The organism is Myxococcus sp. AM009 (assembly GCF_013372605.1).
GTDB lineage: Bacteria > Myxococcota > Myxococcia > Myxococcales > Myxococcaceae > Myxococcus > Myxococcus vastator.
Window position 1 is genome coordinate 1 of record NZ_JABXEP010000136.1, and the last position, 22,103, is coordinate 22,103.

The 22,103-nt window shown below is 72.2% G+C and carries 14 protein-coding genes; 4 read left to right on the forward strand and 10 right to left on the reverse strand.

Translation table 11 applies throughout. From position 1 onward, the window contains the following. Positions 1-618 precede the first annotated feature (618 nt). Positions 619-888 carry an HU family DNA-binding protein gene (locus HV824_RS27165; RefSeq protein ID WP_002635502.1) on the forward strand — a complete coding sequence of 90 codons (270 nt, stop codon included), beginning with the start codon at positions 619-621 and terminating at the stop codon, positions 886-888. A 21-nt stretch (positions 889-909) separates the two neighbouring features. On the opposite strand, the gene HV824_RS27170 is transcribed toward HV824_RS27165, so the two are convergent. Together HV824_RS27170 and ltaE are read right to left on the reverse strand one after the other, a co-directional pair. Further along, positions 910-1,917 (reverse strand): M23 family metallopeptidase, encoded by a 1,008-nt coding sequence (locus HV824_RS27170; protein ID WP_176424590.1) that lies wholly within the window; start codon positions 1,915-1,917, stop codon positions 910-912. A 99-nt stretch (positions 1,918-2,016) separates the two neighbouring features. Continuing rightward, a complete protein-coding gene (ltaE, locus tag HV824_RS27175; RefSeq protein WP_176424591.1) occupies positions 2,017-3,042 on the reverse strand; it encodes a low-specificity L-threonine aldolase in 1,026 nt (341 codons plus the stop codon). Between the two features lie 68 nt (positions 3,043-3,110). Here ltaE and nth point away from each other — a divergent pair, with 68 nt between their 5' ends. Continuing rightward, positions 3,111-3,827 (forward strand): endonuclease III, encoded by a 717-nt coding sequence (nth, locus tag HV824_RS27180; protein ID WP_176416109.1) that lies wholly within the window; start codon positions 3,111-3,113, stop codon positions 3,825-3,827. On the opposite strand, the gene def is transcribed toward nth, so the two are convergent. From def to galU, 6 genes are all read right to left on the reverse strand, one after another. Beyond that, a complete protein-coding gene (gene def, locus HV824_RS27185) occupies positions 3,781-4,314 on the reverse strand; it encodes a peptide deformylase (protein ID WP_176416108.1) in 534 nt (177 codons plus the stop codon). The two genes, nth and def, sit on opposite strands and share 47 nt — an antisense overlap. A gap of 89 nt (positions 4,315-4,403) precedes the next feature. Further along, a complete protein-coding gene (locus tag HV824_RS27190) occupies positions 4,404-9,884 on the reverse strand; it encodes a response regulator receiver protein (RefSeq protein ID WP_176416107.1) in 5,481 nt (1,826 codons plus the stop codon). 15 nt (positions 9,885-9,899) lie between these two features. Further along, positions 9,900-12,152, reverse strand: coding sequence for a primosomal protein N' (gene priA / locus HV824_RS27195; RefSeq protein WP_176416152.1), 2,253 nt, complete (start codon positions 12,150-12,152; stop codon positions 9,900-9,902). 223 nt (positions 12,153-12,375) lie between these two features. Beyond that, positions 12,376-13,002 (reverse strand): glutathione S-transferase family protein, encoded by a 627-nt coding sequence (locus HV824_RS27200; protein ID WP_176416106.1) that lies wholly within the window; start codon positions 13,000-13,002, stop codon positions 12,376-12,378. A 108-nt stretch (positions 13,003-13,110) separates the two neighbouring features. After that, complete coding sequence (locus tag HV824_RS27205) at positions 13,111-13,866, reverse strand: hypothetical protein (protein WP_176416105.1); 756 nt, start codon at positions 13,864-13,866, stop codon at positions 13,111-13,113. Further along, positions 13,863-14,765, reverse strand: coding sequence for a UTP--glucose-1-phosphate uridylyltransferase GalU (galU, locus tag HV824_RS27210; RefSeq protein ID WP_176416104.1), 903 nt, complete (start codon positions 14,763-14,765; stop codon positions 13,863-13,865). Before galU ends, HV824_RS27205 begins: the two co-directional genes overlap by 4 nt. Positions 14,766-14,825: 60 nt before the next feature. Between galU and HV824_RS27215 the strand changes: the two genes are divergently transcribed. Continuing rightward, positions 14,826-15,674, forward strand: coding sequence for a hypothetical protein (locus HV824_RS27215; RefSeq protein WP_176416103.1), 849 nt, complete (start codon positions 14,826-14,828; stop codon positions 15,672-15,674). Positions 15,675-15,676: 2 nt separating this feature from the next. On the opposite strand, the gene HV824_RS27220 is transcribed toward HV824_RS27215, so the two are convergent. Continuing rightward, positions 15,677-20,203, reverse strand: a complete 4,527-nt coding sequence (locus HV824_RS27220; protein WP_176424592.1) for a hypothetical protein — start codon at positions 20,201-20,203, stop codon at positions 15,677-15,679. A gap of 24 nt (positions 20,204-20,227) precedes the next feature. Between HV824_RS27220 and HV824_RS27225 the strand changes: the two genes are divergently transcribed. Further along, the gene (locus HV824_RS27225) at positions 20,228-21,247 is read left to right on the forward strand and encodes a glycosyltransferase family 2 protein (protein ID WP_176416101.1); all 1,020 of its coding nucleotides are present in this window, start codon (positions 20,228-20,230) and stop codon (positions 21,245-21,247) included. Positions 21,248-21,251: 4 nt separating this feature from the next. Here the strand turns inward: HV824_RS27225 and HV824_RS27230 are convergent. Further along, positions 21,252-22,103, reverse strand: an 852-nt coding sequence (locus tag HV824_RS27230) for an RluA family pseudouridine synthase (RefSeq protein ID WP_176424593.1), incomplete at its 5' end; no start/stop codon positions are given.

Genomic DNA, 22,103 nt, shown 5'->3' on the forward strand with positions numbered 1-22,103 from the left:
ACGCTACTCGGGGCCTTTCCTGATCCCACCCGGACGCCGGGTGGGATCAGGAAAGGCCCCGAGTAGCGTCCGGGGGCTACCCGCACGGTCAGGCCCCCGGGCCGCGCCAGTGCCTCGCCAAGGCGGCGCAGCGGGCGCTCACGCGAGCCGTCGCCAGGCTCCGCTCCAGCCGCATCCACCCAGAGGGTGTCGGGAGCAGCGGACGACGCAGGCGGTGGCGCCCCGCGAGGCGCCGGGCTCCGGCAGGCGCTGGCGAGCAGCAGGATCAAGACCAGGAAGGTTCGAAAACGCACGCAAGCGAGCATCCTAGCGCCTTCCCGCCGGAGTTGACGCGAACGCGATCAGCCCCCCTTCTCAAGTGATCAATATTCCAAAGACTTTCTTGAAAACACGATCACACACGGCTTTTTCCAATTCACCGCGAATGGGTGGCGACGATGTATCGGAAAGCGACGCGCCACGCTCTTCCTACGCCCGGTGTTTCAGAGGGCCAACTTTTCGTCTGGAGGCCGATTTTCCGGCTCCAAACCGCGGTCGGCATTGACAGGGAAAAGAGCGATTTGTTACCACCAGCCGGGTTAAAGCACTTCAAGGCCAGACAACGGACGGAGGGGCGTAATGACCAAGGCAGAGCTCGTCGAGGTGGTGGCGGCGCAGACACGTCTCACCAAGAAGTCGGCGGCGCAGATCCTCGACATCGTCTTCACCAACATCGGTAAGGCGGTGAAGAAGGACGCCCGCTTCAGCTACCCCGGCTTTGGAACCTGGTCGGTCCGGTCGCGCAAGGCTCGCAAGATTCGCAACCCGCAGACCAACGAGATGATGAAGCTCAAGGCGTCGAAGACCATCGGCTTCCGGCCCGCCAAGGAGCTGAAGAACTCCCTCTAGGACACCGCCCAGGGACTTCGCTCAGGGGCGCTCACCCGAAAGGGGGCGCCCCTGTTGCGTTGCGGGGTAGCGCCCGCCGGGCCCCCGGGCCACGGACGGCATGGGCTCCGGAGGCGGCTCCGCGTCACCCAGCGCCTCCAGCGGGTCCATGGGCTGGCCGTCGCGCCACAGCTCGAAGTGGAGGTGGACGCCGGTGGCGAGCCCCGTCTCCCCCGCGAGTCCCACGGCGTTGCCTCGCTCCAGCACCTCGCCCGGGGCCACCAGCACGCGGGACAGGTGGCTGTAGCGCGTCACCCAGCGGCCGTCGTGTTGGACCGCCACCTGGAGGCCGTGGTCGCCATTGTGGCTCGCACGCAGCACCACGCCCTTGTCCGCCGCGTAGATGGGCTGGCCCTGCGTCGCGGCCAGGTCGACGCCCAGGTGGCGTCGGTGCACGCCCGTCACGGGGTGCCAGCGGCAGCCGAAGAGGCTGGTGACGGACACCGGCTCCACCGGCCAGGTGAAGCGCGGAAGCCGCTCCTCGGCGGGCTCGGGCGGCTGCTCCAGGCGGCGCAGCTCGGCGGTGCGCAGCGCCAGTCGGCCCACGCGCAACACCACCGCCTCGGCCAGGGGTGCCGGCATGTCGCCGTAGGTGAAGCCGTCCCGCTCCAGTTCGGCCTCCAGGACGCTCTGGGCCTGCAGCAAATCATCCGAGCCGACGCGCGGCGCCGCGGGACGCGACAGGAAGCCATCCAACGCGAAGGTCACCTGCTCCCAGTTCTCCACCTGGGCGGCGGGCATCGTCCCGCCTCGCGCCACCTGCTGACGGAGGCCCTGCGCTCGCGACGCGAAGGCGGCGAGCACGGCATGCAGCTCCGGTGCGGTCTCAGGCGCGGGCGGACGCACTCGGAGGGGCGCGGGCGCGGCATCCGGCGCGCGCGGCCGTGAGGCCGAGGTGGCGTAGAGCTCCTCGAAACTCATCTTCGGCTCCGCGCCACGGGTAGCGCAGGCACAAACACCAACAAAGGCGAGGAGGCTGAGGCGGCGCACGGCGGTGCGAGCCTACCATGCCCCGCCTGGAGCGCTCCTTCCCCACCCCGCGCGCGCCCAGGGGTGTCCACGGGCGCGCGTTTCACCCCAAGGCTTTGCTCAGCCCACGGCGCGGCGGATGCGCCGCAGGGCTTCGTCGATGTCGGCGGCGGACACATCCAGGTGGGTGACGAGGCGGAGCGTCCGCGGAGCGCCCGCGGGGTTCGTCAGGACCCCGTGCTGCTCCAGGCGCGCCACCATCTCCAGGGCGGGCCGGGAGAACTCCGCGAAGAGCATGTTGGTCTCCACCCGCGAAGCGTCGACCTTCACGCCAGGAAGCTCCGCCAGCCCCTCCGCCAGCCTGCGGGCGTTCGCATGGTCCTCCGCCAGCCGCTCCACATGGTGCGCCAGTGCATGGAGCGCCGCCGCCGCCAGGATGCCCGCCTGCCGCATGCCACCGCCCAACCGCTTGCGCAGCCGGCGCGCCTCGCGAATGACGTCCGCGCGTCCCGCCAGGGCCGAGCCCACCGGAGCACCCAGGCCCTTCGAGAAGCACACGGACGTCGTGTCCGTCAGCGCGGCCCAGGCGGACACCGGCACGCCCAGGGCGACACCGGCGTTGAAGAGCCTGGCCCCGTCCAGGTGGACGACCAACCCCGCCTTGCGCGCCGCTTCCACGACGGCCCGGAAACGCGCCACCGGCCACACCGAGCCGCCACCCCGGTTGTGCGTGTTCTCCAGCGACAGCAGGCGCGTGCGCGGGTTGTGGATGTTGTCCTCGCGCACGGCCGCGCTCACGTCCTCCGGCGACAGCAGGCCACGCTGTCCCGGCAGTGGCTGCGGCTGCACGCCCCACAAAGCAGGCACCGCGCCCCCTTCGTAGTGGAGGATGTGGCTGCCTGCCTCGGTGAGCACCTCGTCTCCCGGCCGGCAGTGCGCGCCGATGGCCAGCTGGTTGGCCTGCGTCCCCGAGGGCACGAAGACAGCGGCCTCCAGGCCGAGCCGCTCGGCCACCAGGGCCTCCAGGCGGAGCACCGTGGGGTCTTCGCCATAGACGTCATCGCCCACCTCGGCTTCGGCGATGGCGCGCCGCATGGCGGCCGTGGGCTGGGTGACAGTGTCGGAACGGAAGTCGATGCGCTTCATGAATCTCCCCGAATGGGTGCGTCCAACCGGAGCTTGGGCTCGCAGCCGGTGTGACATACAACGGCGCCGTGCCTGGACGTGAGACAGTCACTGAGAAGCGAAAGCGCGCGCTGCGGGTGATGGACCGCCTGGCCGCGGACATGCCGGATGCCCGCATCGAGCTGGACTACCGGACGCCCCTGGAGCTGCTGGTGGCCGTCATCCTCTCCGCGCAGTGCACGGACAAGCGCGTCAACCTGGTGACGCCGGCCCTCTTCCAGCGCTTCTCCGACGCCCGGGCCTACGCGGAAGCGGAGCCGTCGGACGTGGAGCCCTTCATCCGCACCTGCGGCCTGTACCGCGCCAAGGCGAAGAACATCGTCGCGGCCGCCCGGGCGCTGGTGCGGGAGCACGCCGGGCAGATTCCCTTGCAGCGGGACGCGCTGGAGAAGCTGCCAGGCGTGGGCCGCAAGACGGCGGGCGTGGTGTGCATCCACCTGGGAGGCGACGCGGCGTTCCCCGTGGACACGCACGTGAAGCGGCTCGCCTTCCGGCTCGGGTTCACCACGAAGGCGGACCCGGACAAGGTGGAAGCCGACATGCAGGCCGTGCTGCCGTCGGAGCGGTGGACCCTGGGCCACCAGCTCCTGGTGTGGCACGGGCGGCGGACCTGCTTTGCCCGCTCGCCCGCGTGTGAGCGCTGCGTCGTCGCGGACCTGTGCCCGAAGAAGGGCGTGAAGGGCCAGAAGGACGCCAGCGCTACGGAGACGCCGGCGCGCTCACCTCGCGCTCGCGCGAAGTCTTGAGGCGCTTCATCCGCTTGCGGATGAACTCGCGCTTCAGCGACGAGATGTGGTCCACGAAGACGGTGCCGTCGAGGTGGTCCGTCTCGTGCTGCACCGCGATGGACAGCAGCCCGTCACAGCGCAGCGTCTGCTCCTGACCGTCCGGGTCCAGGAACTTCACGGTGACCACGGCGGCCCGGTCCACATCCGCGGCCTCGCCGGGGATGGACAGACAGCCCTCGTTGTAGGTCGTGTCGCCTTCCATGGCGATGATCTCCGGATTGATCATCGCAAGGGGCTTCAGCTCCGGCTGGCTGTGCGTGGTGTCCAGCACGATGACGCGCTGGAGCACGCCGATTTGCGGGGCGGCCAGGCCCACGCCTTCAGCGGAGTACATCGTTTCGAACATGTCCTTCACCAGCGTGCGGGTGGAGTCATCCACCTTCGCCACCGGCTTGGCCTTCTGCTTCAGGACAGGGTCGGGCCAGATGAGGATCTCGCGGACCATGGACGCCGTCTTAATCTCCCCGGAGCGCACGGGCAACCGCTCCGGGTGAGCCGCCTCGCACTCCCGGGAGGCCGTCCGTCCAACGGGCGTCAGTCGAGCAGGCTCCGGGCGTACTCCGCGCGCAGCCGGTCGTCACCCAGGGCCTGGGCGGCCTCGGCGAGCACGGTGCGAATCTGCTGCGCGCGGTGCTGGAGCGCCGGGTCGGGGTGCCCCGCGAAGCGCAGGGGGTGGAACTCGGCGGCCAGCAGCGTGTAGGCGCGCTTGACCTCCTCGCCCCCCGCCGAGCGGGCCAGCCCCAACACCGTGAAGTAGTCCGCGTCCTGGACCTCCTCGAACTTGGCCTCCAGGCGCCGGACGTCCAGCTCCGGCGGCAGGTCGCCCGCGTCCGCATCCGTGGCGGGCTCCAGCGAGACGAGCCCCAGCGTCCGCGCCACCGCGAGCGACTTCAAGGCCGTGTCCTGCGGCAGCCCCGCCCCCAGGAGCAGCGCCTCCAGCGTGTGCTCTCCGTCCACCTGGGACAGGAGCTGGAGGTCCCGTGAAGGCAGGCCGAAGTCATCCGGGACCAGGTGGATATCGCCGCGGGTGACGCGCGCGCGCAGGCTTCCCGCGGCCTCCAGCAGGGATTCGGAGGTGAGGGTGTTGCGCAGGGCCTCGGCCAGCAGGTGCAGCGGCGGACGTGTGGCGGCGGCGAGCGCCACCTCGTGCGGCGCCGGCTCTGGCACCAGGCGGTAGAGCGTCGAGGGCTCCGCCAGCGCGTCCAGGAAGACCTGCTCGGTGTAGCGCTGGACCAGGGGCACCGCTTCGGATTCCCGCAGGTAGCCCCGGCCCCGCAGTGCGTCCAGCAGCGCGGCCGTGGTGGCGCTGCGCACCAGCCGCAGCTCCCCTTCCTGCCGCGCGTCGATGAGCCCGTCCGCGCGGGCCCGGTCGACCAACGACTCCCCTGGCGCGGAGGAGACGGCGCCCACGAGCGACCCGTCCCTCAACCAGAGGACGCGCAGGGCGTTCATCACCTTCAGCTCCAGCCGCATCTCCATGCGGGCCTCGCAGAGCCGGAGCACCAGCTTCGTCAGGCCATCCTGGGTGACACTGCCACTGCGAGCCACGGCCAGCTCGGGTCTGCCGGGAGGCGCCTCCAGGGGCAGCATGGAGGCTCGGGCCTGGGCGGCGGCTTCCTCCGCGTCTCGGAGCGCGCGCTCCTCCAGTTCCAGGCGCTCGCGCTCGGCGCGGGCTCGCTGCTCGGCGGACTCGGTGCGCAGAGTCTCCAGGGCCTGCTCGAGGGACTCGCGTGCTTCGCGCTCTTTCGCCAGGTTCTCTCGGGACTGCTGGTGCTCCAGGCGGAGCTCGGCGAGCTCCTCGGAGATTCTGGTGTTCTCCGCGAGGAGCCGGGACTCGGACTCGTTGCGGGCGCGGGACTCTTCTTCGAGCCGGGACTCCAGCGTCGCGCGCTGCTTCGCCTCCGCGTCCAGGCGGACTTCGAGGGCCGTGCGGTGGCGGCCTTCGGCCTTCGCGCGGGCGGTCGCTTCGGCTTCGGCCTGGGCGGATTGCTGGACGCGAGCTTCAGCCTCGGCACGGCGCTTCGCCTCGGCTTCGGCGCGGGCTTCCGCTTCGCGCCGTGCGTGGGACTCGGCTTCCGCCTGGGAGACGCGGAGTTCTTCTTCCGTTTGGGCCCGTGCCTTCTCGGCGGCGAGGGACTGTCCGTCTCGCCTGGCCCGGGCTTCTGCATCGGCGCGCTGCTGGGCCTCCTGCTCGGCGCGGGCTTCGGCTTCCGCGCGGGCCTTCGCTTCGGCTTCCGCGCGGGCTTCTGCTTCGGCGCGGGCCTTCGCTTCGGCTTCCGCGCGGGCTTCGGCTTCCGCGCGGCGCTCCGCCTCCGCAGTGGACTGTGCTTCTGCCTCCGCTCGTGCCTGGGTCTCCGCCTTCGCGAGCACCTCGGCTTCGGCGCGCAACGTGGCCTCGTGCTCGGCACGCGCCTCGGCTGCGGCTCGCGCCTCGGACTCACGGGATGCACGCGTGTCCGCGTCGGTTCGAGAGGATGCCTCGTTCTCCGCACGGACCTCGATTGCCGCACGCAACTTCGCCTCGCGCTCGGCGCGGGCCTCGAGTTCGGACCGTGCGGCCACCTCGGCTTCTGCTCGTGCATCGGCTGCGGCGCGCGCCTCGGCCTCGATTTCCGCGCGGGCTTCGGCTTCGCGTCGCGCGAGGGCCTCGCTTTCCGCTCGGGCCTCCGAGGCTTGCCGTGCGGCGGTCTCTGCCTCGGCGCGGGCCTCCGCGGCTTGCCGGGCAGCGGCTTCGCTCTCGGCTCGGGCCTCGGCGTCTTTCAGCGCGGCTGCCGCAATCTCGGCTTGGGCCTCGGCGTCTTTCAGCGCGGCTGTCGCGCGCTCAGCACGGGCTTCGGCCTCAAGTCGTGCAGCGGCTTCTTGCTCCGCACGGGCTTCGGCCTCCGTCCGGGCCGCGGCCTCGCTGTCAGCCTGGACCTCTGCGTTTGCACGCAGCTCCGCTTCCTTCTGTGCCCGGGATTCCGCCTTCTTCGCGCGAGCCTCTGCGTTCGCACGGGCCTCCGCTTCCTGTCCGGTGCGCGCATCAGACTCGGAGGTGATGCGGGTTTCCGCTTCCTCACGCGCGCGGGCCTCGGCTTCGGCTCGGGCTTCCGCTGCCTGGCGAGCCAGCGCCTCGGCTTCAGCACGCGCCTCGGCATCGACTCGCGCCGTGGCCTCAATCTCGGCTCGGGCTTCTGCCTCGGCACGCGCCGAGGCTTCAATCTCAGCTCGGGCCTCGGCCTCGGCACGCGCCGAGGCTTCAATCTCAGCTCGGGCCTCGGCCTCGGCACGCGCCGTGTCGATGGACTCCAGACGCGCTTCGGCGTCCATCCGAGCCGCGGACTCAATCTCCGCCCGGGCCTCCGCCTCCGCCAGCGCCGTCGCGACCGATTCCACCCGGCCGTCGGCTTCGGCGCGCGACGTGGCCTCAAGCTCCGCTCGCGCCGAGGCTTCGGCAAGCGCCGCCTCCGCGGACGCCAACCGTGCTTCGGCGTCCACCCGGGCCGCGGATTCAATCTCCGCCCGAGCCTCCGCTTCGGCCAGCGCCGCGGCCACGGACTCCGCACGGGCGTCCGCACCGGCTTCCGCCTGCACACGTGCCTCGGCGTCCGCCAGGGCCCGAGCAACCAGTTCCGATTGGGCTTCCGCCTCCGCCTGCGCACGCGCAGCCAGCTCCGCGCGCGCCTCCGCCTCCGCCAACGCACGCGCCGCCAGCTCCGCGCGCGCCTCCGCCTCCGCCTGCGCACGCGCAGCCAGCTCCGCGCGCGCCTCTACTTCCTCAAGGGCTCGCGACAGGCTCCGCGCACGCGCGTCCGCTTCGAGCCGGGCCTGTGCCTCCACATCAGCGCGGGCCTCCGCGGCCTCGCGGGCACGGGACTCCGCGTCGATGCGCGCTTCCGACACCGAGGTCAGGTCCTCGGCGGACTCGACCCGGCTCTCCGCAGCCTGACGGGCCTTGGACTCCGACTCGGCGCGGGCCTCTGAAACGACGCGCCCCGCGGCCTCCGACTCCAGGCGCGCCTCGAGCGCCTGCAACGCCTGGGTGCTCGACTCGGCGCGAAGCTCCGCCGCCTCACGGGCCTGTGTCTCGGCCTCCGCGCGGGCCTCCGCGTCGACGGCCCGAAGCTCCGCTTCCGCGCAGGCATCCTCGAACCGGCGGACCTGGGCCTCGACCTCGGCGGTGAGCGACTCCGCTTCCTCACGGAGCCGGACTTGCGCCTCCAGCTCCTCGCGCAGCGCCGAGAGGTCGCCCGTCTCCTGCGCGTCACGCGCCAGGGCGGCCCTGGCGGCGGCGTCCATGGACGAATGCGGCTCTCGCTGACGGAGCCCTTCCAGCTCCGCTTCGGCTTCCGCCCGCAGCAAGGACTCTCGCGAGCGCTCCTCTTCTTCCGCCGCGAGCCGCTCCTGGAGCCCCTGAACCTGCTGCTCGAGCTCGCGGCGCAGCGCGGCTTCCCGCTCCAGCGCCTCGGTGACGGAGCTCACACGCGCGTGGGCCTCCTCGAGCTGGCGCTCCGATTCCTCCTGCTGGGCCTGCCACTGCGCCATCAGCGCGGGGACCGCGAAGCCACCGGCGCCCGGGGCAGGCGTCTCGACGACGGGTGGCGCCTCGGGCGCGGGGCTCGACGCCTCCGCATCCGAGTCGAACCAGTCATCCCCTACGCTCGACGACCGCGACTCCGTGTCATCGTCGGACGGGGCCGACGCGGATTGCAGCTCCGCCTCCAGCAACTCCCAGTTGGACGCGGAGACCGCCGCCGCATCCGGGCCCTCAGCGGCCTGTTCCGGCTCCGGCGCGTCCGCGGATGCACCCAGCGCCGCCTCCGTGCCCCACGCGTCATCTGTCTCCGACGACGGCGATTCCGGCTCGGCGTCCACCGCCTGCTCGGGCTCAGCCGACGGGGCCTCACCGGGCATATCGCCCGCCCCATCCAGCTCCGAGTCCGCGCGCGCGGCGTGCTCCAGTTCGGGGTCCGGGGGCAGCTCCGTCCAGGACGAGCCATCCGTGGCCAAGGACGCGAAGGAGGCCTCCTCACGCATGGCGGACAGCTCCGCCTCCGCCGCGGAGAGCGCAGCTCCCGCCGGGGCCTCCGGCGTGTCGACATCGAAGAACCCCTCATCGCCCAACCGAGGCGCCAGGGCCGCCGTGCGCAGCGTGGACTGAGAGACGGCCTCCTCCGTCCAGGCCAGCTGCCCCACCGGCGGCGCATCCTCGACCGGCGAGTCCTCTTCACCCTCGAGCCCCGCGGACGCCTCGTGCGCGTCGCCTCCGGGCGCCTCGGCGGCCGTCTCACCGTCCACCGCCGAGCCCCAGTCCTGCCCCTGCGAGGGCTCGCCCCACCCATCCGCGGCGTCCGGAGCAAGCGCAGAGTCGATGGAGGCCATCGCCTGGGCCTCCACTTCCAGGTGCGCCCGCTCCATGGCGGTGTCCAGGTCGCGCGTGCGCTGACGCTCGCTGTGCCGCGCCGCCTCGTGGGCGGAGCGCTCCGCGTCCGTCATGGCCGCCAGCTCCCAGTCCGTCTGGTGCAGCGGCGCCAGGTCCCCGAAGAGCGCGTTCGCCAGCGCGGGGTCGCCCGCCACCGAGGGCGGCGGCGTCGCGTGCCAGGACTCCGCCTCCTCACCCGTGGCCGCCGAGTCACCCCCACCAGCCGGAGGCAGCTCCCGGTTCTCCACCACGTGCCAGGCGTCCGCATCCGCGGGAGCGTTGACCAGCGAATCCACCAGCGCGACGAAGGCCGCCCCTTCCAGGGGCAGCTGGGCCACGGGCGCGCTGAAGCCGGGGATGGATTCACCCAGGAGCAGCACCCGGGCCGACTTGCCATCCGGGTGCTGGAGCAACTCTTCCAGCACGAGGTGGCCCCGGCCGCTCTCCACGCCGGGCGCGAGCACGAGCAGCACGGGCAGGTGGTGCCCGTACGCAATGAGGGCATCCGCGGCGGAGGTGGCGAGGATGACCTCGTACCCTTCACGCGTGAGCAGGCGCCGCACGGCGGCGATATTGGCGATGTCGTCGTGGACGAGAAGAACCGGTGCGCCCATGGGGGGGCACCGAGTCTACAGCATGGCCCCCGGATCCACGTCGATCACGACCTTCACCGCGGAAGGAACATCCACCAGGGCCGCTTCCACCCTGGCGAGCAGCGGGGCGAGCGCCGTATGCGTTGGCCCCTTCAAGAGGAGTTGCCAGCGCGTCTTGCCCCGGATGCGGGAGATAGGCGCCAGGGCCGGCCCCAGCATGCGGACCCCGGCGGAGGCGGGGGGCATGTGCCGGGAGACGATGTTCCCCAGGGAGCGCGCCACGCTGGCGGTCTGCTCGGGGTGCTCCCCCTCCAGGCGGACGGCGGCCATGCGCGAGTAGGGAGGGTAGGCCAGCGCCTTGCGCCACTCCAGTTCTTGACTGGCGAAGCCGTCGAAGTCATGGGCCAGCACGCGCCGCACCGGCTCCGCGTCCGGATTGTAGGTCTGCACCAGCACGCGCCCCGGGTCCTTGCCCCGGCCCGCGCGGCCGGACACCTGGGTGAGCAGGTGAAAGGTGCGCTCGGCGGCGCGAAAGTCCGGGATGGACAGCGACGTGTCCGCCATGACGACACACACCAGCGTCACGCCCGGGAAGTCGTGCCCCTTGGCCACCATCTGCGTGCCCACCAGGACATCCAGCTCCCGGCGCGCGAACGAGGCCAGCAGCTCCGTCAGCCGCTCGGCGCTGCTGGCCGAGTCCCGGTCCAACCGGGCGACGCGCGCGGTGGGGATGCGCTCCAGCACCTCCGCCTCCACGCGCTCGGTGCCGATGCCCAGCTTGAGCAGGGGGCCGGTGCACTCCAGGCACTGCTCCGGCACCGGCATGGCCAGGCCGCAGTAGTGGCACACCACCCGGTTCTGCGAGCGGTGGTGCGTGAGGCACACGTCACACTCGCTGCACTTGAGCGACAGGCCGCACACCTCGCACAGGAGGACGGTGCTGTGGCCCCGGCGGTTGAGGAAGAGGATGACCTGCTGGCCGCGGCCAATCGTCTCCGCCATCGCCTCCAGCAGCGGCGGGCTGAGGATGGGCGCCTCCTCCGTCACCACGCCCTCGCGCGGACGCTCCACGCGCAGGTCCACCAGCTCGATGGTGGGCATGGGCCGGTCATCCACGCGGCGCTTCAGCTCCAGGAGCTGGTAGCGCCCGCGCTTCACGTTCTCCAGCGTCTCCAGCGCGGGCGTGGCCGAGCCCAGCACCACCACCGCGCCGGCCTGCTTGCCGCGCACGACGGCCAGGTCGCGCGCCTGGTAGCGCAGCTTCTCCTCCTGCTTGAAGGACGGGTCGTGCTCCTCGTCCACGACGATGAGCCCCAGGTTGTCCACCGGCGCGAACACCGCCGAGCGCACGCCCACGGCGATCTTCACGTCGCCCCGGCGCAGCGCCTGCCAGTGGAAGAGCCGCTCCCGGTCCTTCAACGCCGAGTGCAGCACCGCCACCTCCGCGCCGAAGCGGCTGCGGAAGCGGCCCACCAGCTGCGGCGTCAGCGCGATCTCCGGCACCAGGATGAGGCTGCCCTTCCCCAGCGACAGCGCGTGCTCCGCCGCGCGCAGGTACACCTCCGTCTTCCCGCTGCCGGTGACGCCGTGCAGGAGGAAGGGCTGGAAGGCGGCCGCGTCCAGGGCCGCGCGCAGCACCACGCCCGCCGCGTCCTGCTCCGGCGTGAGGTGGTCCGGGCGGCCCTGAATCAGGCCCTCCTTCACGCTGGCCTCCACCGTCTTCTCCTCCAGACGGGCGAAGCCGCGCGTGGCCAGCTTCTTCAGCGTCTCCCGCGCGCCCGGAATCGCGTGGGCGACCTCCTCCAGCGGCGCGCGGCCTCCCACGGCCAGCAGGTATGCGAGCGCGGCGGATTGGGCGGGCGCGCGCGAAAGCTCCGGCGGCACCTCGTTGACGAGCGCCACCGCGAAGTGCTGCACGTCCGGCCTGGCTTCCTTCTCATCCACGGCCTTCGACAGGCCGGGCGGCAGCGCGCCGCGAATCACCTCACCCAGCGGATAGCGGTAGTGCACGGCCGCGAAGCGCAGCAGCGCGATGAGGTCCTTGGGCAGCGACGGCGAGTCCTCCAGCACGCGCTGGACGGCCTTGAGCCGCACCTTTTCATCCGTCGGCGGAGACGCGGGCCCCAGGTAGAAGCCCAGCGCCGTGCCCCGGCCAAAGGGCACCAGCACGCGCTGCCCCGGCGCCAGGCGGCCCGCCAGCTCGTCCGGCAGGGAGTAGGTGAACTCGCCCCGGACGGGGCGGCCAACGGCGATGGAGGCCAGGACGGGAGTGCTCACTTCGGCGCGCACTGTAGCGGCGGCGGCGGGCTCAGACAGTTCCCGGCGGCTTTTCACACCGGAGGTGCGCACCGCCCCGCTCCACAAGGGTCGCTGTTCCATGACACTCCCTTCAACCAGCACCCCGGCCCCATCCGTCCTGCTACCGGGGTCCACAGTGCGCGAAGGGTCTGACATTCCCCGCCGGGTCCCGCCGTGAGACGGAACCCGGGGTGTCAGGAGGCCACTTCCGGGCTCAGGCCCCGGTGACCTTCTTCCACGAGGCACGGCTCCGCACGCGCTCCCACCAGGTCGCCACGTTCGGGTGCTTGCCGACGAGCTCGCCACCCCCCGCGGCGACGAAGAACTCCATGTAGGGCATCCACGTCACCTCGGCGAGCGAGAAGCCGTCCCCCGCCAGATACGGCTGCTTTCCCAGCACCGGCTCGATGATGCCGAAGACGCGCTCGACGCCCTGCAGGCCATCGTCGATGCGGGCCTGGTCCGGCGCGCCGCCCCCCAGCATCCCCTTGAAGAGGCGCTCCCAGATGACCTTCATCGCGTTGGGCGTGAAGTAACACTGCTCCACGCTGATGTACTGCTCCATGCGCGCGTACGCCTGCACGTCGGACGGCGTGAGCGCGGCGCCCGGCAGCTTGCGGTCCAGGTAGCGGATGATGGCGCGCGACTCGTAGAGCCGGAAGCCGTCAGAATCCTCGAACGCGGGGATGACGCCGAAGGGGTGGCGCTCCACATGCCCGAGGCTCTTCTGCTCACCCTTCGTGAGGTCGACGAGGACGAGCTCCGCCTCCTGGCCCTTCTCCGCCAGGGTGGCGAGGACCATGCGCGTGGCGGTGCTCATCGGGTGGCCGTACACCTTCATGGGACATTCCTCTGCGTCGCGGGCCGGGGAGAGTCCCGGCCAGGCGGGGCCAGACTCTTCATGGCCGCCGCCACCGCCGCAAGGAATTCAGGAAAGTGCCGGTTTTGACTACAGGGTGAAGAGCGAGTCGGGCAGGTTGGCCCGGTTGTCCCCCTTCAAGGCGGTGAAGCGCAGGTTGCGCTGTCCTCCGCGCCACACCTCGATGGTGCGGGGCATCCACTCCCCCGTGGCGGGCGAGTTGTAGTCCAGGAAGCGGACATCCCAGGCCGTCCCCGACGCGTCCGAGTAGCGCAGCCGGGCCGGGCGGAAGGAGTCCTTGTAGACCCAGAACTGCGGGCGGCCCTCGGCCATGTCGCCGATGACGTAGGCCACCTCGCCGCCGAAGCGCGCCAGTCCGGTGCGCCCCGTCTCGATGCCCAGGCTCTGGAGGTGGCGGAGCACCGCCTCCTTCAGCTCCTGCACGTTGCCGCTGCCCGTGGCGAGCAGCGGGCACACCTGCGCGACGAGCGCCGACATGGAGGGAATCTCGGTCCCCTGCACGCGGCGGCGGCCGCCCGACTGGACCACCGTGGACTGGGCGTTGCCGTCGGGCACGGAGGCCTCGAAGCGGCAGCGTCCGGGAACGCGGAGGGACAGCACGCCATCACCCTGCACCTCCGGGCGGTCCGTGGGCGCCCCCAGCGCGGCGCCGGCCTCCTTGACGGCCGGACCTCCGAAGCTGAGGGAGCCCTCCACGCGCAACGTGGACAGCCTCAGCTCGGCGCGCTCCGCCGACATGCGGCGGATGATGGAGCTGCCGGGCAGCACGTAGGCGGCCGCGGCGAAGGAGACCAGGACAGCGAGGAGTGCAACGGTGCGCTTCACGGCTTCTCCGTCTTCACGACTTCACGCATGTAGGCAAGCAGCCCGTCCCGCAGGTCCGGGCGCTTGAGCGCGTAGGCGATGTTGGCCTTCAGGTACCCCACCTTGTCGCCCGCGTCATAGCGCTGACCCTTGAAGCGGTAGCCGAGCAGCCCCTTCGTCTGCTGGAGCGCGGCCAGGCCATCCGTGAGCTGGATTTCCCCGCCCACGCCCGGCGTCTGGTTCTCCAGGATGGGGAAGATGTCGGGCGGCAGCACGTAGCGGCCGATGACGGCGAGGTTGGAGGGCGCGGTGCCCTTCTTCGGCTTCTCCACGATGCGGTCGATGCGCATCACGCCATCCCCCAGGTCCGTGCCCGCGGCGATGCCGTACATGTGCGTCTCACTGTCCGGCACTTCCATGAGCGCGATGACCGCCTGGTTGTACTGGCGGTACACGCGAGCGAGCTGGCGGATTCCCGGCTCCTCGGCGTCAATCATGTCGTCGCCCAGCAGCACGCCGAAGGGCTCGTCGCCGATGACGCTCTTGGCGCACAGCACCGCGTGGCCCAGTCCCTTGGGCTCCTTCTGGCGGATGCTGACGACGCGCACGAGGTCCGCGATGGCGCGCAGCTTGTCGGCCTCCGCCTCCTTGCCGCGCGCGCGCAGCGTCGTCTCCAGCTCGAAGGCGATGTCGAAGTGGTCTTCGATGGCGCTCTTGCCGCGGCCATTGATGAGGACGACATCCTCGATGCCAGCGGAGACCGCCTCTTCCACGATGTACTGGAGCGTCGGGGTATCGACGATGGGCAGCATCTCCTTGGGAACCGCCTTGGTCGCCGGCAGGAAGCGCGTGCCCAGGCCGGCTGCCGGGATGACACACTTGCGGATGAGGGGCTCTACCTTCGAGGTTTTGGAGGCCATGAGGGCTGGGAATCTATTGATGGCCTCTGACCCCATCAAGCCGGATAGGATGGACTTGTCATGTTGCTCCGCGCCCTGGTGCTGATTGCCCTTTGTGTGTCCACTACCGCCCTGGCGCAGCCGGCCGAGGACCTTCGCGATGTCATGAGCGCGCGCGCCTATGGCATGGGCGGCGCCTACCGGGCCCTGGGGCTGGGCACGGATGCCATCCTGGGCAATCCAGCGGCGATGGTCCTCTACCCGTCCTACCGGGTCGAAGGCACCGGCGCGTGGGATACGCGGCGGAAGGAAGGGCTGCTGGGCGTCTCCGTCATCGACGCGGCCACGAGCCGCCTGGGGATGGGGGTGGACTACCACTGGGTGAGCGTGGGGCGCGGCGGCGCGCGCGCCAGCGCCCACCTCAGCTCGATGGGCGTGGGACTGCCCGTCAGTCAGGCGCTCATGCTCGGCGCCACGGTGCGTTATCTGCGCATGAGCGGCCAGTCGCGGTTCGCCAACTCCGTCACCGGCGACGCGGGGTTGATGCTCCGGCTGTCGCCGTCATTGATGGCGGGCTTCTCCGCGCACAACATCGTGGACACCGGCAATGAGGAGCTGACGCGCTACTACTCGGCGCACGTCGGGGTGATGACGGGGCTGCTGACGCTCGCGGGCGACGTGCGCGCGGACTTCACGACCAATGACGTCACGACGTTCACCTACCACGGCGGCCTGGAATACATCCTGGGAGAGCTGTTCCCGGTGCGCGCGGGCTACTCCTACGACGGCTTCACGCGCACGTCGCAAATCAGCACGGGGCTCGGCTTCATGTCCGAGGGCGGCGGCGGCCTGGACTTCGGGTACCGCCACGACCTGGGCGGCCCCAAGGGGCGCATGCTGGCGCTCACCATCAAGCTGAACACGAACTGACGTCAGCGCGGCGCCCGGAGCGGCAGGTAGCGCTCCGACGCGGCGAAGCGCAGCAGCTCCACCAGCTCCGCCTCGTTGCCCCGGCGGGTCCGCAGGACGGACAGCGCGGGGCCAATGCTCCCGCAGGCCACCAGGCCCGCGCGGTTGGCGGAGTCTCGCGCGGCATCCGCGAGCGCCGACGCCTTGAAGTTCTGGGTGCCGGGCTCCAGCAAGGCCATGGCGCGCTCCAGGGCGCGTGGAGACAGGGACTCGCGCACCACGCGGGCCTCGGCTCCGGAGGCGCGCGGGTCCTTCAGCACCGTGGCCAGCAGCGCCAGGGCGCGGAGGAGCTGGCCGCCCTTGAGGGCCCGGAGCGCGAGCAGGTCCGGCGACAGGGACAGCAAGGCGCGGCCCACGTGGAAGCGCAGCTCCGGGAGCGGCATGGGCTCACGCAGCAGGAGCCGGCCCACGAGGAGGCGCGGGTGGCCCGCGTGCACGGCGGTGAAGGGCGGGCCGTCGTCCTCGGCGAGCACCAGCTCGGGCAGGTGGACGTCCAGCATCCGCGCGGCGGTGTGCAGCGCGTCGAGCACGGCGGGCGCACAGGGCCCCGCGGTGGCGCGCAGCAACTCCGAGGAGCCGGCGGCGCGGCCCTCCGCCGGGAACAGCCGGCAGAGCGCGATTCCGGTGCAGGCCAGCAGCTCTCCCGAGGGCGTGCGCAGGCCGGGGTGACGCAGGCCGGCGCGCTCGTCGGAGGTCAGCGGCGGGCGCTGGCCGCGCGGCGCGGGGGTTTCGAGCCCGTCGAGCGCGTCGGCGATTTCGCGCATGAGCGAGGCACGCGCAGGGTCTCCGCGTTGGTCGAAGTACTCGGCGAGGAGTCGATAGGGCTTCGCGTCGAGCGGGCGCTCGCGGATGTGCCGGAAGGCGTCGGGCTCGGTGTCGGGCGACGGCGCGTAGGCGGGCGCGGGAGATTCGCGCGGGTCCATGACGCCGGGGACAGGCCGAGGAGGCTCGGGCGCCGCGGGTGGCTTCGCGATGAACGTGCGGCCCGGCGCCGGGGCGGAGACCGTGCCCTCCGGGCGCGCGCGGACGACGCGGCGCACCGGGTCCATCCGGCCTGGCGGCGCTTCCCAGGAGATGACGCGCGTTTCGGGGACAGGGGCGTCTCCGAGGTCCACGACCTCGCCCGTGAGGAGGTCGGTGGCCCGTGGACGACGGGCTCGGGCCTCCGCGTCGCGAGATGCGGGCGCTGGCTCCGCTTCGCTTCCGGACGCGGCGGCGCGTGGCGCGGCCTTGTCGCCGCGGGCGGACGCGGGGGGACGCTGCGCGGCCGGCGCCTTGGGGATGGCGGCGTCAGCGGGAGCGCGGGGCGGCGGGGCCGCTGTGTTTCCCGGTGATGAGGGCGGGTTGCGGCCTCCGCCCTTGGGTGGCGCCGCGGCGAAGCCCTCCACCGGAACGCGCGGCGCACCTTGCGCCGGCGAGGCGGTGTCGCGCGCCTCGCCCATGGACTGAGGGGCGGCGGCAGCGGCGCGCGCTTCGCCCTTGGGAAGCGCGTCGGCGGAGGTTGCGGCGGTGCGTGCGTCGCCCCTGGGCTGGGCCGCAGCGGCAGCAACCGCCGGGGGCGCGGCGGCGCGGGCCGCCGCCTTGGGCTGGGACGCAGCGGCAGCGTCGGAACGAGCCTCCCGCTTCCTCTTCCGCCCCGAAGGGCCGGGCTCCGGCGAGGCCCTGCGGCCCTGCTCCACCGCGGCGCCCGGGGAAGCGCTCCCGACTTCATCGCGGGCCGGCGCCACGCTTTCAGGCGCGGATGGCGCAGCCCCCATGTCCGTGTTGGACGTCTCCTCGTTGGCCAGGCTCGCGAGGTTCGCGGACGCCTGCGTCAGCACCGGGGGCGCCGCGACGAGCGGCGCACGGGGGCCGCTCGACTCACGGCGAGGGACCGCGGAGCGCGGCGGCTCGGGAGGAGGCACTTCTCGCGCTGCGCGCGCCTGCCGGATTCCCTCTGCGCGGCGGGCGTAGACCTGCGCGCGCTCGGGATTGCCCATCACCTCCCGCCACAGACGCGCGAGCCGGTCCCAGGTGCGCTCCCGCTCCGCATCGTCCTCCATGGCGGTGGCCGCGTGCTCCAGGGCCCAAGCCGCCTCGCCCAGGTGGTCGCGCGCGAGGAGACGCTCCACCAGCAACAGCCACGCCTCCTTGTGGCCCGGCTCGTAGCGCACGGCCTGGCGCAGCTCATTGAGCGCGGCATCGGCGTCGCCCTGGGCCTCCAACGTGGCGACCAGCTCCAGCCGGGCCTCACGCGCGGCGGGCCCTCGGGATTCGCGGGCGAGCTGCGCACGCAGAAGCCGGCTGAGCACCGTCGTGTCGCCGAGCTTTCGCGTCAGCGTCGTGAGCTGCACGCGAGCGTGCTCACTGTCGGGACTCTCCGTGAGCACCTCGCTCCAGGCCCACTGCGCGAGCCGCAAATCGCTCAGCGACTCCTCCGCGACCTGGGCCAGGACGCGCAGCGCTTCCACGCGGTCCGGCGCGCGGCGCGGTGCCGCCGCCAGTGCCACCCGGAGCCGCTCCGCGATAGCGGGACGTGCCGCGGCCGACACGCAGCGAAGCAACCCCGCGAGCACCGGAAGCAGTCCCGGCGCGGAGGACTCCGCCGCCTCGAAGTCCGCGCGAGCCTTCTTCAGCTCGCCCATGTGGAGCCAGCGCTCGCCCCGCGTGAGCAGCGCCCCCGCGCGTGCGCGGCCAGCGGGCGCGCGTCGGATGGCCTCGTCCAGCGCACGGCGCACGAGGGACGCGTCCCCCCTCTCGGCGAGCAACCGCACCTGATCTCGAAGCGCGGCGCGGTCCCCCGTCAGCTCCACGATTTCCCGGTACATGCGCGCGGCGCCCGCGGGGTCGTGGAGTTCGTTCTCCATCACCTCCGCGAGGCGCGCCAGCGCATCGGCGCGCAGGGACGCGTCCTTCGCCCGGTCCGCCCGCTTGAGGTAGAGCTGGGCCAGCTCGGCCCAGGCTCGTCGAGCGATGAGCTGGGCCTCGACCTTCTGCGAGCGGGTCAGCTCCTCGGTGTCTTCTTCACGAGGGCCCACGCTCGCCTCGGAAGCGCTGCCCTTCTTGTTCGGTGCATCACCGGAAGCCGCGGCGAGCGCGGCCTCCAGCTCCGCCAACGACACCTCCATGGTGCCCGCGCGAGCATCCGGCTCGGGCGCGGCGCGGGACGTGGCCGGAGGTGGCGACGCCTCGGACGGGGGCGGGGTCTTCCGCCGCTCGCCCTTCGAGGAGACAGGCGTCTGCTGGCGCGGTGGCGGACTCGAGGTGTCAGCGCCGACGAGAAAGGGCTGTGCCTCCGAGGTGACTTCACTGTCGCCGGCATCGTCGAAGGTGGCGCGGGCGGGACGCGGCGCCGGCGGTGCTTCGCGGGCGACCGGCGCGGGCTCGACCGCGTCGTCGTCCGGGGCATCGACCCAAGGCACGGACAGGGGCGCGCGCCCCGGAACGAACGTCTTGGCCACACCTGGAGCCGGGGGCACGGCGACGTCTCCCAGCGCGGGCAGCTCCACTTCTGTCTTGCGCGCCTCGAAGTCAACTGCCCTCGGTGGCACGACCACCGCCGGCATTTCCACGACGGTCCTGGGTGCGTCGGGAGCAGCGGCACCGCGAGGAGTCACCGCGGGCAACTCCACCGCGGGCATCTCCAACACCGTCTTGAGCGACTCAGTGGCAGGAGCAGGCGGAGCCACCTCTACCGCCACGGACGTTCCCGGCTCGCTCTTGACTGAGGCAGGCGCGGTCCCCAGTGGTTCCGAAGCGGGCGACACCTGCACCGGCGGACCTACCGGTCCACCCTCGCGGGACGTGGCAACAGGTCCGCTGGGGGCAACCACGCCACCCGCCTCCGGAAGCCGCGACGCCGAGGCCGCCCTCGCGGAGAGCGGCGGCCCCACCACTGTCTCGATGAGGTAGACCCCCTCGTCGTTCTCCCAAGAGGTCGCGACCGGCGCGCCTTCCTTCCGCGCTGGGAGCTTCGCCAGTACACCCTGCTCGTCCCCCTCCACCGTCGGCGCGCTCACACCCGCGTCGAAACCCACCTTGCCCTCGATGCGCGCGCGCAGCACCTGGAGCACGCGTTGGGCACGCCGGTCCTCGGGCCAATCCACCAGGAGGGCCTCGAGCGCGGCGGCGGCACGCGGCAATTGGTCCACCCGTCGCAACACCCGCGCGAGCTGACGCCGGACCGCGCGCCGACTGGAGACCACCGCGGGCGCCACTTCCAGCAAGGTGATGGCCGCCGCCTCGGTGCCCGCCAGCAGCGCCATCCGCACAATCCCGGCGGCCAGGCGCGGCGTCATCGGAAGGGTCCGGCTGGCGCGCGCAAGCTCTCCAAACGCGCGCGCGGCGGAGCCCTCGCGCAACTGCCGGGCCGCGGACCGGAAGTGCCGGTCCACCACGTCGCTGACATCCTCCGCGGGCTTGACATCGGACGCGCCGGGCCGCAGCGCCTCCTGTCGGACCGCTGCGGGCTCCGGCGTGCCGGCGTTCTTGCCGTTTCTCACGCCACCCATGGGTGCGGCAGTCTACACACAACGATGCCCGTTCCGGCTGTTACTGTCCTCCTCCCCGCGCGAAACGCCCAAGCCACCGTGGCCCGCGCCGTCCGCAGCCTCTTGACGGGTACCGTCCGCGACCTCCGTGTGCTCACGGTGGATGACGGCTCCACGGATGGTACGCGCGAAGTGCTGACCGACCTGGCTGCGAGCGACTCGCGCGTGGAAGTCCTTGACGGCCGGGGCCGAGGTTTGGTGGCGGCGCTGAACCTTGCGCTGCGTGAAGCTACCTCCCCCTATGTGGCCCGGATGGACGCGGATGACGAAGCCCTCCCCCAGCGACTGGAGGCGAGCCTCACCGCGCTGGAGGCAGAACCCAAGCTGGCGGGCGTGGGCACGGCCGTGGAGCTCTTCCGGGATGACCAACCCGTGAGCCCCTCGCTCCAGGCCTATGCCACGTGGATCAACGGGCTGACCTCCGCCGAGCGACTCGACCGGGAGCGCTTCATCGAAAGCCCCTTGTGCCACCCCTCCGTCTGCCTGCGCCGAGACGCCCTGGTGGCGGCGGGAGGCTGGCAGGACGGCGACTTCCCGGAAGACTACGCGCTGTGGCTGGAGCTGCTGGACCGGGGCTTCGCCCTGCGCAACCTGCCCGAGGTCCTGCTCCGCTGGCGCGACAGCGACGGACGGATGACGCGGACGGACCCGCGCTATGCCCTCAAGCGATTCATGTGGATGAAGGCGCGCTACCTGACGCGAGGCCGTGGCCCCCTTGCAGACGGACGCCCCTGCACGGTGTGGGGCGCGGGCCCGAGCGGCAAGACGCTGACGTACTTCCTCCACCAGGAAGGCGCCCGCGTGCGGCGCTACGTGGAGGTCCACCCTCGCAAGGTGGGCACGCACATCCATGGCATCCCCGTCATCTCCCCGCAGGAGCTCGGCGCCCCCGGGGACGGACACCTGCTGATTTGCGTGGGCGTCCGCTGGGCCCGCGCGGAGATTCGCGAGGACCTCACCGGCTGGGGCTGGGTGGAGGGCCGCGACTTCACCTGCGCCGCGTGAGGACTCACGCCGCCCCGGAGCCCGCGCCGCGAATGGCCCCCGAGGGGGCCGGGACGCCGGCGGCCAGGAAGAACCGCATCAAGTCCTCTGGCACCGGGGCCTCGATGCGCAGCAGCTTGCCCGTGCGCGGATGTCCCAGCGCCAGCGCCTGGGCATGCAGCAAGCACCGCGCGGCCGCCACGCCTTCCGCCCGGGCCGCGCCGCCGTAACGCGCGTCCCCCAGAATCGGAGCGCCCAGCGCCGTCAGGTGCGCGCGGAGCTGATGCGTGCGGCCCGTGTGAGGCAGCAGTTCGACGACACAGAACGCCGGCCCCGAAGACAGCGTGTGGAAGTCCGTCAGCGCGGGCACGCCGTTGGCCGCCCGGGTCGCCCGCCAGCGCCCGGGGCGCGACGGGTCCTTGGACAACGGCAGGTCCACCGTGCCCGACGGGGGCAAGCCTGGCCCGGTGGCCGCGACGTAGCGCTTGCGCGCCCGTCCCTCCCGGAACTCGGCCGCCAGCGCCGAGGTGGCCTCCGCCGTCTTCCCGAACACCGTCACGCCGGACGTCTCCCGGTCCAGGCGGTGCACCAACCCCGCGGGGCGTCCCAGCTTCGCCCCCACCAGGTCCACCAGGCTGTCCCCCACGCGCCCCTCGGTGGGCTGCGCGGACACACCGGCCGGCTTGTCCACGGCGATGACGTCCGCGTCCTCGTACAGCACCCGCAGCTCCGGCGCGGGGGGCGCCTCGGCCAGGGGGCTCTGCCCGCCCTCCTCCAGCACCACCGTCACCACCTGCCCGGCCGTCAGCCGCGCGTTCGCATCCCGGCTCCGCTTGCCCGCCACGTAGACGGCGCCCGCCGCCACCAGCCCCCGTGC